The 16,018-nt window shown below is 63.7% G+C and carries 14 protein-coding genes and 1 tRNA gene; 5 read left to right on the plus strand and 10 right to left on the minus strand.

The window, feature by feature from the left end:
- Positions 1–123: 123 nt before the first annotated feature.
- Positions 124–1,401 (minus strand): acetylornithine deacetylase/succinyl-diaminopimelate desuccinylase family protein, encoded by a 1,278-nt coding sequence (locus RFM52_RS04630; RefSeq protein WP_320295350.1) that lies wholly within the window; start codon positions 1,399–1,401, stop codon positions 124–126.
- Positions 1,402–1,663: 262 nt separating this feature from the next.
- Between RFM52_RS04630 and RFM52_RS04635 the strand changes: the two genes are divergently transcribed.
- Together RFM52_RS04635 and RFM52_RS04640 are read left to right on the plus strand one after the other, a co-directional pair.
- On the plus strand, positions 1,664–2,095 hold the full coding sequence (locus RFM52_RS04635) for a L,D-transpeptidase (RefSeq protein ID WP_320295351.1): 432 nt from the start codon (positions 1,664–1,666) through the stop codon (positions 2,093–2,095).
- A gap of 181 nt (positions 2,096–2,276) precedes the next feature.
- A complete protein-coding gene (locus RFM52_RS04640) occupies positions 2,277–3,119 on the plus strand; it encodes a hypothetical protein (protein ID WP_320295352.1) in 843 nt (280 codons plus the stop codon).
- 239 nt (positions 3,120–3,358) lie between these two features.
- Here the strand turns inward: RFM52_RS04640 and RFM52_RS04645 are convergent, their stop codons facing one another.
- The 8 genes from RFM52_RS04645 to RFM52_RS04680 all read right to left on the minus strand — a co-directional run bounded on the left by RFM52_RS04645 (position 3,359) and on the right by RFM52_RS04680 (position 11,026).
- Positions 3,359–4,345 (minus strand): lipid A biosynthesis lauroyl acyltransferase, encoded by a 987-nt coding sequence (locus RFM52_RS04645; protein ID WP_320295353.1) that lies wholly within the window; start codon positions 4,343–4,345, stop codon positions 3,359–3,361.
- 6 nt (positions 4,346–4,351) lie between these two features.
- Positions 4,352–5,380, minus strand: a complete 1,029-nt coding sequence (locus RFM52_RS04650; RefSeq protein WP_320295354.1) for a zinc-binding dehydrogenase — start codon at positions 5,378–5,380, stop codon at positions 4,352–4,354.
- 115 nt (positions 5,381–5,495) lie between these two features.
- Positions 5,496–6,767 (minus strand): beta-ketoacyl-ACP synthase, encoded by a 1,272-nt coding sequence (locus RFM52_RS04655; RefSeq protein ID WP_320295355.1) that lies wholly within the window; start codon positions 6,765–6,767, stop codon positions 5,496–5,498.
- Positions 6,768–6,844: 77 nt separating this feature from the next.
- Positions 6,845–8,032 carry a beta-ketoacyl-ACP synthase gene (locus RFM52_RS04660; protein WP_320295356.1) on the minus strand — a complete coding sequence of 396 codons (1,188 nt, stop codon included), beginning with the start codon at positions 8,030–8,032 and terminating at the stop codon, positions 6,845–6,847.
- A gap of 55 nt (positions 8,033–8,087) precedes the next feature.
- Positions 8,088–8,369, minus strand: coding sequence for an acyl carrier protein (locus RFM52_RS04665; protein ID WP_027167184.1), 282 nt, complete (start codon positions 8,367–8,369; stop codon positions 8,088–8,090).
- Positions 8,370–8,604: 235 nt separating this feature from the next.
- On the minus strand, positions 8,605–9,747 hold the full coding sequence (locus RFM52_RS04670; protein WP_320295357.1) for a slipin family protein: 1,143 nt from the start codon (positions 9,745–9,747) through the stop codon (positions 8,605–8,607).
- A 371-nt stretch (positions 9,748–10,118) separates the two neighbouring features.
- Positions 10,119–10,187, minus strand: a tRNA-Ile gene (locus RFM52_RS04675).
- 290 nt (positions 10,188–10,477) lie between these two features.
- Entirely contained in the window at positions 10,478–11,026 is a 549-nt protein-coding gene (locus RFM52_RS04680) for a histidine phosphatase family protein (protein ID WP_320295358.1), read from the minus strand.
- Positions 11,027–11,189: 163 nt separating this feature from the next.
- Between RFM52_RS04680 and RFM52_RS04685 the strand changes: the two genes are divergently transcribed.
- The 3 genes from RFM52_RS04685 to RFM52_RS04695 all read left to right on the plus strand — a co-directional run bounded on the left by RFM52_RS04685 (position 11,190) and on the right by RFM52_RS04695 (position 14,988).
- Positions 11,190–12,140 carry an AEC family transporter gene (locus RFM52_RS04685; protein WP_320295561.1) on the plus strand — a complete coding sequence of 317 codons (951 nt, stop codon included), beginning with the start codon at positions 11,190–11,192 and terminating at the stop codon, positions 12,138–12,140.
- 169 nt (positions 12,141–12,309) lie between these two features.
- Positions 12,310–13,767 (plus strand): NAD-dependent succinate-semialdehyde dehydrogenase, encoded by a 1,458-nt coding sequence (locus tag RFM52_RS04690; protein ID WP_320295359.1) that lies wholly within the window; start codon positions 12,310–12,312, stop codon positions 13,765–13,767.
- A gap of 195 nt (positions 13,768–13,962) precedes the next feature.
- Positions 13,963–14,988 (plus strand): aldose epimerase family protein, encoded by a 1,026-nt coding sequence (locus RFM52_RS04695; RefSeq protein WP_320295360.1) that lies wholly within the window; start codon positions 13,963–13,965, stop codon positions 14,986–14,988.
- 45 nt (positions 14,989–15,033) lie between these two features.
- Here RFM52_RS04695 and RFM52_RS04700 read toward each other — a convergent pair whose 3' ends face one another.
- Complete coding sequence (locus RFM52_RS04700) at positions 15,034–15,951, minus strand: sugar kinase (protein ID WP_320295361.1); 918 nt, start codon at positions 15,949–15,951, stop codon at positions 15,034–15,036.
- Between the last annotated feature and the right edge of the window lie 67 nt (positions 15,952–16,018).

Raw genomic sequence — 16,018 nt, forward strand, 5'->3', positions numbered from 1 at the left:
GAACTCCCATTGCTCAAAACGTGGTCAAGCTGGCGGATAGAAGCGTGATTTCGCGCGCGAGTAAATCGCGTTTCATGCTGCCGTGTCCCGCCGCGGGAAATGTTTTTCCCATGATCGGCGCAATCAGTCCGTCGTGCCTCTCAGCAGGATGTTGAGACCGATCGCCATCACCTTGGCCGATTCCACCATGTCGGCGATGCCCACCCATTCGTCCGGCCTGTGCGCGAGGTCGAGAATGCCCGGGCCATAGGCGATGCAATCGTAGAGGTGGCCGATGCGCGCGACATGCTTCTGGTCGTAGGTGCCGGGCGAGATGACGTAGTCGGGTTCGCGGTCGAACACCGCCATGATGCCTTTCGCGACGGCCTGCACCACCGGCGCGTCACGCTCGGTCATCAGCGGCAGCACCTCCATCAGGTCGCGGATCTCGTAGTCGAATTTCTTGCGCTCGCGCTTCAGCCGCTCGAGGATGCCTGTGACTTCGCTTTTGACGGTGGCGATGTCCTCTTCCAGCAGGAAACGCCTGTCGATGGTGAGCCGGCAGGAATCCGGCACGTTGGGCGAGGGCAGCCCCGGCCGGAAATCCTCGGTCTGGCCGCCATGGATGGAATTGATGTTCATGGTCGAGCGCCTGGCGCCTTCCGGCACCACCGGCATGCGCGTCATCTTGCGGTCGAGGGCCGGGAACAGCTCGTCCTCGAAAGCCTGCAGGACGGCGCCCATATGGCGCACCGCATTGTCGCCGAGGAACGGCATCGAGCCATGCGCGATCTCGCCCTTGGTCTCGATCTCGGCCCACCAGACGCCGCGATGGCCAAGGCAGATGCGATCCTTGTTCAGCGGTTCGGGAATGATGACGTGGTCGACCTTCGGCTTCGAGAAATAGCCGAGCCGCGCCAGATGGGCGACGCCGCCGAAACCGCCCGATTCCTCGTCCGCCGTGCCCGATATCTCGATGGCGCCGGGAAAATCCGGATGGACCTCCATGAAGGCCTCGACGGCGATGACCGAGGCCGCCAGGCCGCCCTTCATGTCGCAGGCGCCGCGGCCATAGACCCTGCCGTCCTTCACCACGCCGGCGAAGGGATCGACGGTCCAGCCTTCGCCCGCCTCGACCACGTCGATATGCGAGTTGAAATGCACGCAAGGTCCGGGCGAGCGGCCGTCGAAACGGGCGACGACATTGACGCGCGGATAGCGGTCGCTGTCGCCGGGCGCGCCTTCGGCACGGATGAACTCGGTTTCGAAGCCGCGTTTCCTGAGACGCGCGCCGAGAAACTCGGCGCATGGCCGGTAGGCTTCGCCTGGCGGGTTGACGGTCGGAAAGCGGATCAGGTCCGCGGTCAGCGCAACGAGGTCGTCGACCCGATCCTCGACCGCCTTGAGAAGTCGTTCATTCATCCGGCGGATTGAAGAAGGAACGCGGCACTTTTGCAAGCAGCCAGTCGCTCATTGCCACACGACGATCCGGGCATGGCCCAACGCGCCTTCCTAAACTCCAGAGGGTGAGTGTCGCAGCGGCAACTATACCGGGAAAATCGTTCAAATTCACCGCATTGGATTGGCGGATTCGTCAACGAGTGTGTGGTACTTAACGCATCTGCCGGCAAAAAGATGGAAAAACCGCGCGAATGGCAGGGGGCAATCAAAGGGGTTTGATCGCATGAAAAAGTTCGTTCTCATGGCAACCGTGCTGGCAACCGCGTTGTTCGGCATGGCTTTCGCAAGCCGGGCGGCCACGCTGGTCGCCAACATCGATGTCTCGACACAGACCATGACCGTCAGCAAATACGGCCAGGTTGTTTACCGCTGGAGCGTGTCGACCGCGCGCAAGGGCTACTTCACGCCACGCGGCAGCTACCGGCCGCAATGGGCCGCCCGGATGTGGTATTCGCGCAAGTATGACAACTCGCCGATGCCCTATTCGGTGTTCTTCCACGGCGGCTACGCCATCCACGGCACCGGGGCGGTGAGAAATCTCGGGCGCCCGGCCTCGCATGGCTGCGTGCGCCTGCATCCGGCCAACGCCGCGATGTTCTATGCGATGGTCAAGGAAGTCGGCTTCGGCAACACGCGGATCGTCGTGGCCAACTGAGTTTGGCCGGACCGGGGATTTCACCCGGCGCAGGCGGCGACTGCTGCCTACGCCTCGGTGATCGTTGCCTTAAAGCCTCACATGCCACGAAAAACAATGGCTTACGCCATGTTCGACTGGTTTGTATCAATGCGCAGTGGTAGATAAGCAGACGCTAATCTCGTTTGCTTGGGGACTACAGATGTATCGATTTCTTCTAGGCGCCGCACTCGCGGCAACGGCCACCTCAGCCTTCGCTGCCGATGCGCCGGTTGTTCTGGATCAGGAACTCGCACAGCCGCATATTTCGGGCTATGGCGAGCTCTATCTCGGCGGCCTTTATTTTTCGGTCCCAGGCGATCACGAGACGGGCACGGCGGCCGGTGGCGCCGCTCGCGTCAATTTCCCGATTGATGCCCGCTGGAACATCCAGACCGATGCCGTCGTCGATTCGCTTTGGGTGCAGGGAACGAACATCTACAGCTATGGCGGGGCCGTTCATGGCTACTGGCGCGACCCGAGCTCTTATGCACTTGGCGGGTTTGCGACGCTCAATGGATATGGCGGCGACGAAGGTCTAAGCGACGCGAACCTCTATAGCTTCACTGTCGGTCCTGAGGCTCAGGCGTATTTCGGCAACGTGACGCTCTATGGCCAAGTTTACTACGGCCAGTTGCGGGCAAGCGGCGAATCCGAGCATTTCGACAATTGGGGCGGCCGCGGCGTGGTGCGCTTCTTTGCTCAGGACAACCTTCGCTTCGATGGTGAACTTGGATACTCGCGACTGTCCGCGGGTGGCGGTCATCTCGACACTCTCACAGGCGCCCTGCAGGCGACCTACAGGTTTTCCGGCACGCCCTGGTCCGTGTTTGGGCGCTATCAGTGGGACCACCTGACGATATCCGAGGCGTCGGGCAGCGTGAACGTCCACAAGTATGTGGTCGGGCTAAGGGCCAGCTTCGGCTCGGATACCCTGCTTTCAGAAGACCGCAATGGCGCGACCATGGACACTTACCGGCCGAACTTCGGGGTGCCGATCTTCTGAGATCGCTTTGCTGGCCTGATCGCCAAGCCAATATCGATGCCGCGAAGATCAATCTTCGCGGCTTTTCTATTTTGTGTGTAGTGAAGTCCCCGAAGCTTTTCCGGCCGCAAATACGCTAGAGCGGTTCAGCGCTTCACGGAAACGCAGAACCGCTCTAAGTCTTTGTTTTTACGCAATTCCGGACGGAAAACCGCTACGCACTTTTCCTGGAATTGCTCTAGCCTCGGTGGTTCGGAATCTCAGTTGGCGGGTTTTGCCTGTCCGCGCTTGCGGCGGCGGCCGCTGATTTCCCAGCGTTTGTGGAACCACATCCACTGTCCGGGATCCTCACGCACCCAGCGCTCGACGACATCGGTGAGCAGCTGGGTGGTGGCTGCGACATCGACGCTGCCGCCTTCGGTGCGCGGCAAGGTCAGCTTGTCCTCGATTTCCAGGCGGAAGCGGTTGCCCGGCAGCCTGACGCAGCGGGCGGGGTAGACATCGCAGTCATAGTGGCGCGCCAGCATGCCGAGCATCGGATTGCTCTGGCATGGGCGGTCGAAGAACGTCGTGTCCACGCCGCCCGAGAATTTCTGATCGACCAGCACGCCGATGTTGCCACCCTTTTCCAGGATGGCGGCAAGGGCGAAGGACGCGCCGGTGGAGGAGGGCAGCAGGGCGCCCATCGAGGAGCGGCGCGTCGAGTGGATGTAGTCGGCGAGATAGGGGTTGTTCGGTGGGCGAAACAGCGCCGTGATGTTCATGCCGAACGTGGCGGCGGCCACTGGCAGCAACTCGAAATTGCCGAGATGGCCGGTGAACAGGATGTGCGGCTTCTTCTCGCCGGCGATCTCGTGGAAATGCTCGACGCCGCGTACCTCGACCCGGCCCGGCTCAGAGGCGTCCGGATCGAAGTCGAACAGCGCGTCGAGGAAAATGTATTCGGCCGCGAGGCGGGCCATGTTGCCCCACATGTCGCGTGCGATGGCCTCGATCTCGGCGTCGCTCTTTTGCGGGTAGGCGAGGCGCAGGTTGTTGACTGCTACGCGATGGCGCCCGACCAGCGGACCGATGCGGCGGGTGACGCGGTCGGCGAAGTTGAGCGCGCTGTCCGGCGGCAGAAGGCGCAGCAGCGAGAGCAACACGATGGCGAGCTTGGCGACCAGCCAGTGCTCCAGCTGGCGCAGCCGCAAGCCGTAGCGGAACATCAAGTCCCGGCGGGCTTTCCTGAACACCTTGCCGACCATCCTGTCTCAGGAAACGCGCAGGATGATCTTGCCGAAGACGTCGCGGCCTTCCATGCGCTTCAGCGCGGCGTCGATGTCGTCGAAACCCACCTCGGTATCGATGACCGGGGCAACGAGCCCCGCCGCCATCTTCTGCATGGCGTTGGCCATGTTCTCCATGCGGCAGCCAAAGGAGCCGAGCAGCTTCAGCTGTTGCTGGAAGAGCTGCATCAGGTTGACCTGCGTCGACACGCCTGAGGTCGAGCCGCAGGTGACGAGGCGGCCGCCGCGCTTCAGGCACAGCATCGAGCCGGCGAAGGTGTCGGCGCCGACATGCTCGAACACCACGTCGACGCCCTTCTTCCTGGTCAGCTTGCGCACCACGCCTTCGAAACGGTCCTCGCGGTAGTTGATGACGTGATCGGCGCCAAGCGCCCTGGCCTTGTCGATCTTGTCGTTCGAGCCCACCGTGGTGATGACGGTGCAGCCCATCTTCTTGGCGAGTTGGATGGCGGCGGAGCCGATGCCGGAGCCGCCGGCATGGACGAGGATGGTTTCGCCGGGCTCCAGCCTAGCGTTGTCGAACAGCATATGCTCGACCGTGCCGAAGGTGACCGGAGCGACCGCGGCGCCGATCTCGGTGACGCCGGGAGGAGCGGGCACCAGCAGGCGTGCCGGCAGGTTGATCTTTTCCTGGGCGAAGCCGTCGAGATGGAAGCCATGGACGCCGGACACATGCTCGCAGAGATTGTCGCGGCCTTCGCGGCAGGCGCGGCAGAGCCCGCAGGTGCGGGCGCCATAGATCGACACCAATTGCCCCGGCAAGAGATTGGAGACGCCCGGTCCGACCGCCTCGACCTCGCCCGCGGCTTCGGCGCCGACGACCAGCGGCAGCTTGCGCTTGGCAAACGCCATGCCGCGCCAGCCCCAGACGTCGATATGGTTGAGCGCCACCGCCTTGATGCGGAGCGTCACTTCGCCCAGCGAAGGCGGCGGGGGAGGCGGCAGGTCCACCGTTTCAAGGCGGCGGTCCTCGATAAGTTGCAATGCGCGCATAGGGCCTGTCGGTTCAGTTCTAAAGCGCGTTGCGCTTTAGTTCTTTGTTTATGCATGTCGTCATCGCAAAACCGATTTCACTTTTGCGCGACATGCATTGGCTGAAAAAGTCCGCTTAGACCGGTTCCCGCGCCATGACAAGGCAGGTGTTCTGGCCGCCGAAGCCGAAGGAATTCGACAAAACGGTGCCAACCTCGGCGTTGCGCTTCTTGTTCGGCACGACATCGAGGACGATCGCCGGATCGGGATTGTCGTAATTGATGGTCGGCGGGATGACGCTTTCGCGCATGGTCATCAGCGAGAAGGCGGCCTCCACCGCGCCGGCGGCCGACAGCGTGTGGCCGATCATCGACTTGTTCGACGAGACCGGCATCGAGCCGATACGCTCGCCGAAGACGGTGGACAGCGACAGATGCTCCATCTTGTCGTTTTCCGGCGTCGATGTGCCGTGCGCGTTGACATACTCGATCTCGTCCTCGCTCATGCCCGCATCGGCAAGGGCGGCGCGCACCGCCGCGATCGCCGGCGAGGCATCGGGCTTGGAGCGGGTGCGGTGGAAATCGTCGGCTTTTTCACCGCAGCCGCTCATGATGCCGAGGACCGTCGCGCCACGAGCCAATGCGGCTTCCAGCGATTCCAGCACCAGCGCGCCGGATCCTTCGGCCAGCACGAAGCCATCGCGATCCTTGGAGAAAGGCTTTGAGGCCTTTTCAGGAATGTCGTTGTGGGTGGAGAGAGCGGAGAGCAGCGAGAAGCGGATCAGCGCCTCGGCCGTCGCCGAACCGTCCGCGCCGATCGACAGCGCCTTGTCGCATTCGCCGCGGCGGATCGCCTCGACGCCGAGCTGGATAGCCGTGGCGCCGGAAGCGCAGGCCGTTGATAGCGTGATCGGCAGGCCGCGCGTGCCGAAGCGGTCGGCGAGACGATCGGCGATCGAGCCGAACTGGGTGGTCTCGAAGATGTCGAGCTCCTTCAGCCCGCGCGCGACGCGCAGCAGCCTTTCTGCGCCGCCATCCTGCTTGTCGGCATTGTAGAGCGAGAAGCGGTCGGCCCAGTCGAGCTCGACCGGCGGCGAGGCGAGGAACAGCGGTCCACCGAAATCGCCACTATCGAGGCCGGCTTCCGACACCGCTTCCTGGGCGGCGGTCTCGGCCAGTTCGTAAGTGAGGTGACTGGCGCCCCTGGAACTCGACGGCAGGAAGTCGACCATGCCGGAAATGCGCGTGTTGAGCTGATCAACGGGAAAGCGGGTGATCGGATGGATGCCGGATTTCCCCGAGGTCAGCGCTGCCCAGTTGTCTGCTTTGCCGACGCCGAGCGAGGTCACCACGCCGATGCCGGTCACGGCGACGATTGGCCTGCCCATGTGGTCGCGAAGATTGGCCATGCTTTGTCTGCCTCGTTATCGAGCAATTCCAGGAAAGTGTGTAGCGGCTTTCCGCCCGGAATTGCGGAAAAACCGATCTAGGCGGCTTTCACCAGCCCAAGGCCCTCGAATTGGTGATAGCCGATCGCGGTTGCAAGGACGGAATTGGGGGCGCCTTGGAATGGGCGCTCCACTGTGGCATCGAAGACAGGGTAGCCGGCCTTGCGGTCGACGGCCATTGCCGCGAGCGCAACCGCAAAGGGGAATTGAGCCTCCTTCATGTGGCCGGTCAGCGTCGAGAAAGCACGCACGGCCAAAGCCGGGTTGGCGTCGAGCACGGCCTTCTCGGCCGCCGTAGCGGCGTGGGCGCCGGAGGCGGCGGAAATCGTCAGCAGATCGCCGTCCGGAAGGGCGGCCTTTTTCAGCAGCGCCGCGATTTCGGCATTCAGTTCGCCGCGCCGGCGCCTTGCACGGCCGGAGACTACGGGGCCAAGCTCGGCGTAGATCTTGCGGCCCCGGTTTTTCGCGTGCTCGCGCTGCTCCAGCACCAGGAAAGCGCCGCCCGAGCCCGTCACCACACCGCCGCCTTCTGCGCCCTGGCGTTGCCAGACCGGCTTCCATGGGCCGCGATGCAGGTAACCGGCGAGCTCATAGCCGAGCAGCATGTCGGAATGCTCGGTCTGGAAGGCACCGCCGACCAGAACATGGGTCGATTGTCCCGAGCGGATGCGCGCGGCCGCCGTCTCGACGGCCGATACGCCGGCGCCCTCCTCGCCCATGAAGGTGCGCGACGAACCGGTGACCTTGTGGACGATCGAGATGTTGCCGGCGAGCAGGTTGGAGAGCTGGGCAAGGAACAGCGTCGGCCGCAGTTCCGTGGTCAGCTTCTCGTTGAGCAGCACGTCGCGGTCGTTGCGGCTCTCGGAGGCCGCGAGGATCGCGGCATCGACGGCTTCGTCGCGCTCGCCGCCGCCGGCCGCCACCACCATGTCCATGGTCGTGCAAAGCTCATCATCGCCCTTGATGCCGGCGTCATCCAGCGCCAGGCCGGCGACATAGGTGCCGAGGCGCTGCCAGGTTTCCATCTGGCGCTGGTCGCCGCGCTTGGCGATCTGCAGGTTCCAGTCGATCTCGGGCAGGGGATGGATGGTGTAAGGCGCAAAGCGCTCAGCCTCGAGCACCGGCTGGAAGCCGGGCTGCGTGAGCTTCTGCCAATGCGCGTCGGGACCTTCTCCCAGTGAAGAGACAAGGCCGATACCGGTGATGACGACGTCGTGGGAACTCATGGGCGGCTGTTGTGGGTCAGCAGACAGGGCGCGTCAAGGCAGCGCTCGAACAGTCTCAGGCCGCCTTGGCCGCGACCAGCGCGTCGATCTTGGCGCACAGGTTCTTCATGACGAAGTAATCGTCGGTCGAAGCCTTGCCGTCGTTGACTTCCTGCGTCCACTTCTCGAGCGGCACCTTGATGCCGAATTCCTTGTCGATGGCAAAGACGATGTCGAGGAAATCGAGGCTGTCGATGCCGAGGTCGTCAATGGTGTGGCTCTCGGGCGTGATGGTGTCGATATCGATCTCGCTGGTATCGGCAATGATCTTGGCGACTTTCTCGAACGTGGTGGACAAGGGCTCTTCCTTCGGTTGCGGGCGGAATCTGTCCGCATCTTGCTTTGGGCGCTGTCTAATCGGTTTTTCCCGGCAGGAAAAGGCCTGATGCGCCGGCCGCAGATGGGTAGGGGGCCGGGCAAACGCAAGAAGGGCCGCCGGTCGACCCGGCGGCCCTTCCATTTTGCGCTGCGTCGGCTTTTATTCCAATGCATGCCATTGTCCCAAAACCGGAACCACTTTTGGGCGACATGCATCAGTCGCGGAGCTTAACCAGGTCGTTGAGCAGCCCGCCCGTCCCGTTGTGGACGGTGAGCCGCTCGACCTTGCCGGCGATGGCCTCGAGAGCCTCGAGCTCCTTCAGCCGCAGCATCACCGGGTTCTCGGCCATCACCTTGGCCGTGTTGAGCAGCGAACGCGTGGCGTTCGTCTCTTCCCGGCGCCGGATGACGTTGGCCTCAGCCTGCTTTTCGGCCGAAACCACCTGGTTGAGGATCTCGCGCATATCGCCCGGCAGGATCACATCCTTGAGGGCGATATCGCTGACCTCCAGGCCGATCGCGGCCATGTCCTCGCGCACCTTGGCCGCGGCGTCCTCGTCGACCGTCACCTTCTTTTCAAGGATCTGGTCCAGCGTGAGCGCGCCGAGCGTCTTGCGGAAGGCGTACTGCAGGGCGCGGTAGAGGGCTTCGGAGAAGTCCTTCACCGTCGCCACCGCCTTGACCGGATCAACGACCTGGTACTCGGCGGCGATGTTGACGCGGATCGTCACGCGATCCCTGGTCAGCACTTCCTGCCCGGCGACGTCGAGCGACTGGCGCTTGAGGTCGACGACCTTGATCTGCACCATGCGTCCGACGCTCCAAAAGCCATGCACGCCCGCCGTCAGGGTGCGCACAAGCACACCGTCGACGAAGAGCAGCCCGGTCTGACCGTCCACGACTGGATGGACGGACATCAGCTCCGCCTTCCTGGCCTGGCCAAGCCGGCGCATGACCGCCGGATCGATGGCGAGATCGGCCGAAGTGTCGATCGTCGTCACCTTCCACGGACCGGCATCCGTCCACAGCACGAGCTTGCGGTCCGGCGCCAGCACGGCGTGGAGGCTCCCGTCACGCTCGATGACGGCGACCTCCGTGCGCCCGGTGCGAACGACCGTGAAGTGCCGCGCGGCCACGTCCGGGAGCTTGTCGAACAACGCCTTCTCGTATGCCGAAACGAATTCCGGATTCTTCAGATCGTGCCTGGAGACCTCGAGGCTCCCGCGCCGGTTGGCGAGCGCGTGCTCACCCGGCATCAGGACAGCCTTGATCTCACCCTTGTAGAGGGTGAGGGCACGTTCGTTTTCCTTTACGAGGACGCGCTCGCGTCCAAGAACCTTGTCGAGAATAGTCGTCATTGTCTTACTCCTGTCGGGCATGGCCCCATGCGAGGCGTCACGTCATGCGTCGATCGTCCTTTTCTTTTCTCGTTTCACGTCGTTTCGTACTTCATGTCCCGGCATGAATGATCCGGGGACCGGTGGCATCCGCGCGAAGCGGGCCTTCGGGAGCGGATCGCGGGGCGGTGAAGCGGGCGCCGGAGGCCAAGCCTCCCTTGCCGACGACACCGCGCCTTGATCGTCACCGCGGGCCTGGCCGCGAGCCGACGGCCTCGGACCGTTCGATACGGCCTCGGCCCGAAGGCTTCAGCCGTCCGTCAAGTCTTCAGCATTCCGGCCCCCGGACCGTTTTGGATAACACCTTGGAAGGGTGTCGGCTTAACAGGCCGTTGGAGAAGGAATCGAACCTTCGACAATCAGATTATGAGTCTGACGCTCTAACCAAACTGAGCTATCCATGTCGTGGGTGTGGGAGTCGAACCCTGCCTCCGGACCCAAATCCGGCGCTCTCCGTGAGCTACACCCGCAATCCCAACACCCGAAACGGCGCCGTATACAGAGCGGCAAAGCCGCCTGCACGGGCGGAGACAAAAGCTCCAACCGTTGTGCTCGCTTCGGTTTTCGTGACCGGGAGCGCGCCTATAGACCCTGCGACGGGTTGTCGCAAGCGGCATTGTCGCGGCGCATTTGCGGCTTCTTCCGGGTGTGGCATTTCGGCTACAGTAGTGAGCCGCGCGGGCCGGCGCCCTTAGAATGTGACGCGTCCCAGCACCTTGAGGCCGTCGCCTTCCGGCGCCACCACCACGGCCTCGCCCTCGCGCGGCGCTATGCCGGTGAGCGCCTGGATGTTTTCCAGATGCGTGACCAGCACCAGATTGTCGGAGCCGGAATAGCCGCGGATCTCCTTCATGACCGCTTCCATTTGCGCGGCCTTCTCTTCTGGATCGGTCTTAAGCAGGTCAAGCGGCGCGAAGGGCTGCGGCTCGGATTCGAACGCGATGCGGGCCGTGTCGAGGCAGCGGCAGTAGCGGCTGGAGAGCACGTGATCGATCGGCGCCGCGCGTGCCGCAAACAGCGCGCCGATACGGCTTGCCTGCTGCTTGCCGCGCTCAGACAAATTGAGCTGCGTGGCGCAATTGCCGACGTCGAAATTGGCCGGGTCGGCAGCTCCGGTGACGAAGGCATGGCGAAGCAGCACGATATGGCCGCCGTCGCGCAGCAGCGCCCAGCCGGCGTCGGTCGCATGGGCAAGGCTCGGAACAGCTAGGAGAAAAAGCGCCAGAACAATTCGCAGCATCGGAAGTCCTTCGGCGGCCCGGAGGGGCCAAGGCCGTGATTGGCATATAGGGACCGCAAAGCCGGCCGGAAAACAAGCAGCGGCTACGGGGGAGCGGCGCATGGCGCCAATTGCATGGCGGTCAGGGCTCGCCTATCACGGGAAAAATGTCTCCGCCCAGAAAATGACTCCGCTCACCGAAACCGTCCTCTTCGTCTTCAGCCTCGTGGCGCTCGGCTATCTGGCCGGGCTCACCGGTTATCTGAAGCCGGCGAGCGGGGAGGGCATTTCCGAGTTCGCGGTCAACGTGGCGATGCCGCTGCTGCTGTTCCAGACCATGGTCAAATCGGACTTCCACGGCGTCACGCCTTGGTCGCTGTGGGGCGCTTATTTCGCGGCCGCGGCGATCACATGGGCCGCGGGCCATCTGGTGATGACCCGGCTGTTCGGGCGAGATGCGCGCGCGGGCATCGTCGGCGGCGTGTCATCGGCCTATTCCAACGTCGTGCTGCTCGGCGCGCCCTTCATCCTCGGCATCTTCGGCGCGAGCGGCTTCGAGGTCCTGTCGCTGCTGGTCTCGGTCCACCTGCCAATCATGATGATGGCCTCGATCGTGCTGTTCGAGATGTTCGGGCGCGGCAGCGGCGAGACGGTCCATCCGCTGCGTGTCATCAAAAGCTTCCTCAGGCGGCTGTTCATCAATCCGCTGATCATCGGCATCCTGGCGGGGCTTGCCTGGCGCCTCACCGGCGCGCCTCTGCCCGACCTTGTCGAACGGCTGGTCGACACGCTCGCCGACACAGCCGGCCCGGTGGCGCTGTTCGCCATGGGGCTCAGCCTGCGCCGCTTCGGCATCTCCGGCAATATCCGGCCGGCGCTGGCGCTGTCGGGCCTGAAACTGTTCCTGATGCCAGCGCTGGTGCTGGTGTTCGTCTGGCTGCTCGGCCTGCCGCCGCTGACGGCCAAGGTCGCTGTGGTGGCTGCAGCACTGCCTTCGGGTATCAACTCCTACCTGATCGCCGTTCAGTTCAACACCGGCCAGGCGCTGGCTTCGAACCAGATGACCCTTGCCACCGCCAGCGCGGTGGTGACCACGTCGTTCTGGCTGACGGTGGTCATCCACGTCTTCGGATAGAGCCGCCGAACTCGCTCGCCTTTGCTGGCCCAACCCCTATATGCCATCTTGTGATTGCTTGCCCGCCTTTCCCTAGGTAAGAGCAATGCGCCGGCGTGCGGCTCTTAAGCACGCCTCAACGGATATCCAGAAAAACGGCCCGATCAGCGCGCCGAACGGAGGCCAGACCATGCTTCAGAAAACCAGCCATTTCATGCGCCAGGCCAATCTCATCAATGGCGAATGGGTGCAGGCCGACAGCGGCCAGACCATCGACGTCAACAATCCGGCGACGGGCCTCAAGATCGGCACCGTGCCGAAGGCCGGCAAGGCCGAGACCCGCCGCGCCATCGCGGCGGCAAACGAAGCGTTCAAGAGCTGGCGCAAGACGACGGCGCTCGAGCGCTCCAAACTTCTGCGCAAGCTGCATGACGCGATGATGGACAATCAGGACGTGCTGGCCGAACTCTTGACCATCGAGCAGGGCAAGTCCCTGTTCGAATCCAAGGGCGAGATCGGCTCGGCCGCTGCTTACATCCTCTGGTTCGCCGAAGAGGGCCGCCGCACCTATGGCGATGTCGTGCCGTCGCCATGGGCTGACCGCCGCATCCTGGTGACCAAGGAGCCGGTGGGCGTCATCGCCGCCATCACGCCGTGGAATTTCCCGTCCTCGATGCTGGCCCGCAAGCTCGGTCCGGCGCTGGCGGCCGGGTGCACGGCGGTGGTCAAGCCGGCGACGCAGACGCCCTATTCCGGTCTTGCCTGGGGCGCGCTCGCCGAGGAAGTCGGCTTCCCCAAGGGCGTCGTCAATATCCTGACCGGCTCGGCCGCCGAGATCGGCGACGAGATTTGCGCCAACCCGTTGGTGTCGAAGATCACCTTCACCGGCTCGACCGAGGTCGGCAAACTCCTCATTCAGAAGTCCTCGGTGACGGTCAAGAAAGTGTCGATGGAACTCGGCGGCAATGCGCCGTTCATCGTCTTCGACGACGCCGACATCGACCGTGCCGTGACCGGCGCGATCACCGCCAAGTACCGTAACTCCGGCCAGACCTGCGTGTGCACCAATCGCTTCTTGGTGCAGGCCGGCGTCTATGACAAGTTCGTCGAGAAGCTGGCCGCCGCCAGCAACAATCTCAAGGTCGGCTCGGGCCTGGAGGAAGGCGTGCAGCAGGGTCCGCTGATCGACGAGAAGGCGGTCGAGAAGGTCGAGGAACTGATCGCGGACGCTACCTCCAAGGGCGGCAAGGTCGTCGCCGGCGGCAAGCGCCATGCGCTGGGCGGCTCGTTCTTCCAGCCGACCGTGATCGCCGACGCGTCGCCGAAGATGCGCTTCATGAAGGAAGAAATCTTTGGGCCGGTGGCGCCGGTGTTCAAGTTCGAGACCGAGGAAGAGGCCGTGGCTTTGGCCAACGACACCGAGTTCGGCCTTGCCTGCTATTTCTACACCGGCGATCTCGGCCGCGCCTTCCGCGTCATGGAAGGGCTGAAATACGGCATGGTCGGCGTCAATGAAGGCCTGATCACCACGCCCGAGGCGCCCTTCGGCGGCGTCAAGGAATCGGGCCTCGGAAAGGAAGGCGGACATCAGGGCATCGAGGACTATCTCGACACCAAATATGTCTGCATCGGTGGCCTCGGTCTCTGATATCGATCCCCGGGACAGGGCAGGCGCTAGAGTGGTTCATCGTTTCACGGAAACGGTGAACTGCTCTATCTCTTTGTTTTGACGCAATTCCGTACGGAAAACCGCGTTACACTTTTCCTGGAATTGCTTTAGCCTGCCCTTGCCGGATGATACGCGGCCGGCCTAAATCCACGGATCGGAAATGACATTTCGGGCATGGCGATGAAAGACGGCGAGGTCTTCGGCACGACGCAGGCGGGCGAGGCCGTGCGCCGCTTCGCCATCCGCGGCGGGGGCCTCACCGCCAACATCATCGGCCTCGGCGCCATCGTCCAGGATCTCCGGCTCAGTGGCCATGACGCGCCGCTGGTGCTGGGCTACGACCGTTTCGAACCCTACGAGACCGACCGCGCCTTCTTTGGAGCGGTCGTGGGCCGCTTTGCCAACCGCATCGGCGGCGGCCGTTTCACCATCGCCGGCAACCGCTATCAGACCGAGCAGAATTTTCTCGGCAAGCACACGCTGCATGGCGGCTCGGAAGGCTTTTTCCACCGGCCATGGACCGTCTCGCTGCACGGCCGCGATTTCGTGACGCTGACGCTGCACGACCCGGACGGGACCATGGGATTCCCCGGCGCGCTCGACGTCACCTGCACCTACCGGCTGAAGATCCCCGGCACGCTCAGCATGGAACTGACCGCGACCTGCGAGGAGCCGACGCTCTGCAACCTCGCGCAGCACTCCTATTTCAATCTCGACGATGGCGGGGCCGGCGACATCCTCGACCACCGACTGATGCTCAACGCCGGCGCCTACACGCCCGTCGACGACGAGATGATTCCGACCGGCGTTGTGAAGCCGGTCGACGGCACGCCTTTCGATTTCCGGCAGGCGCGGGCGCTGCGCATGGAAATGGAAGGCGAGCAGCTTCGCTACGACCTGAATTACTGCCTGGCTTCCAGCCGCGGGCCGCTGCACCAGGCGGCGTGGGTGCAAGGCGCCAATTCCGGCGTCGAGATGGAAGTGTGGACCACCGAACCGGGACTGCAGCTTTATAGCGGTCAGTTCGTCGCGCCGACATCGCCGGGGCTCGACGGTCGCCACTACAAGGCGTTTTCAGGCCTCTGCCTCGAGGCGCAGACCTGGCCGGACGCGCCGAACCGGCCTTATTTCCCGCAGGCGACGCTGTGGCCCGGGCAGATCTATCATCAGGTCACGGAATATCGGTTCCGGTTGCCTTAAAGTTCTTCCCTATTGAAGTGAATCTGCCTGAAGCTTCGATAACGCTTAACTGTCGAACGCGGTTCGCAATGTCTCGAACGGCGCCAACGCGCCGCGAACCTGCACGACCGCGGCGGCGACTTTGTGGGCACGACGCGCCGCGTCGGCGGGCGCATGACCGGTAATTCGCGCGGCGAGATAGCCGCCGTTGAAGGAATCGCCGGCGCCCGTGGTGTCGACGGGGGCGGCCACATGCACCGCGTCAACCATTTGTGAAGCGCTGTTCAGCCCAACCAGGGCCGGCTGCTCGCCATTCTTGACCACGACCTCGCCGATCAGCTTGCCAAGGCGTTCCGCGGTCGCCTGCGGGGTCTCGTCGCCGAACAGCATCTGCTCGTCCGGAAAAGTCGGCAACGCGATGTCCGTCACCGCAAGTGCCTCCAGGATCGCGGCCTGGGCCGCCTCGCGGCTCGGCCACAGACGCGGCCGGTAGTTCGGGTCGAAGGCGACGAGCGAGCCGGCCTTGCGAGCAGTGGCCACGGCCGAAAGCAGGGTTTTGCGCGCCGGTGCATCCAGAATTGCCAGGGTGATTCCGGAAAAATAGACAAGCGCCTGGTTTTCAAGGCTTTTTGCCAGCGCGGCCGAATCCGAAGCGAGCTGGCGCGCGGCAGCGTCGTTTCGCCAATAGGTGAAGGCGCGCTCGGCCCCGGTGAGCGTTATGGCGTAAAGGCCAGGGCGTGCGCCGGCAATGACCGGACTGTTGCCCACGCCGATGCCGTTCGCGGCAAGGAAGGCGATCTGGTCGCGCGAGAAGGGGTCGTCGCCGAAGGCCGACACGTAGGTCGCGGGCCGATCCGGGCTCAAGGCGTGCAATGCCCAGAGCGTGTTGAAGGTGTCGCCGGCAAAACCCATGCGCCAGTTCGGGCCGCTCTGGCCCGACAGTTCCAGCATGCATTCGCCGATCGACGCGATACCCTTGGCCATGCGGACGTATCCCTTCCTAAGATCTTGTTGCTGTAGCTTTTTGCAGCCCGCAGCGCCATGCTTGGCT

The organism is Mesorhizobium humile (assembly GCF_033977215.1).
Lineage (GTDB): Bacteria > Pseudomonadota > Alphaproteobacteria > Rhizobiales > Rhizobiaceae > Mesorhizobium > Mesorhizobium humile.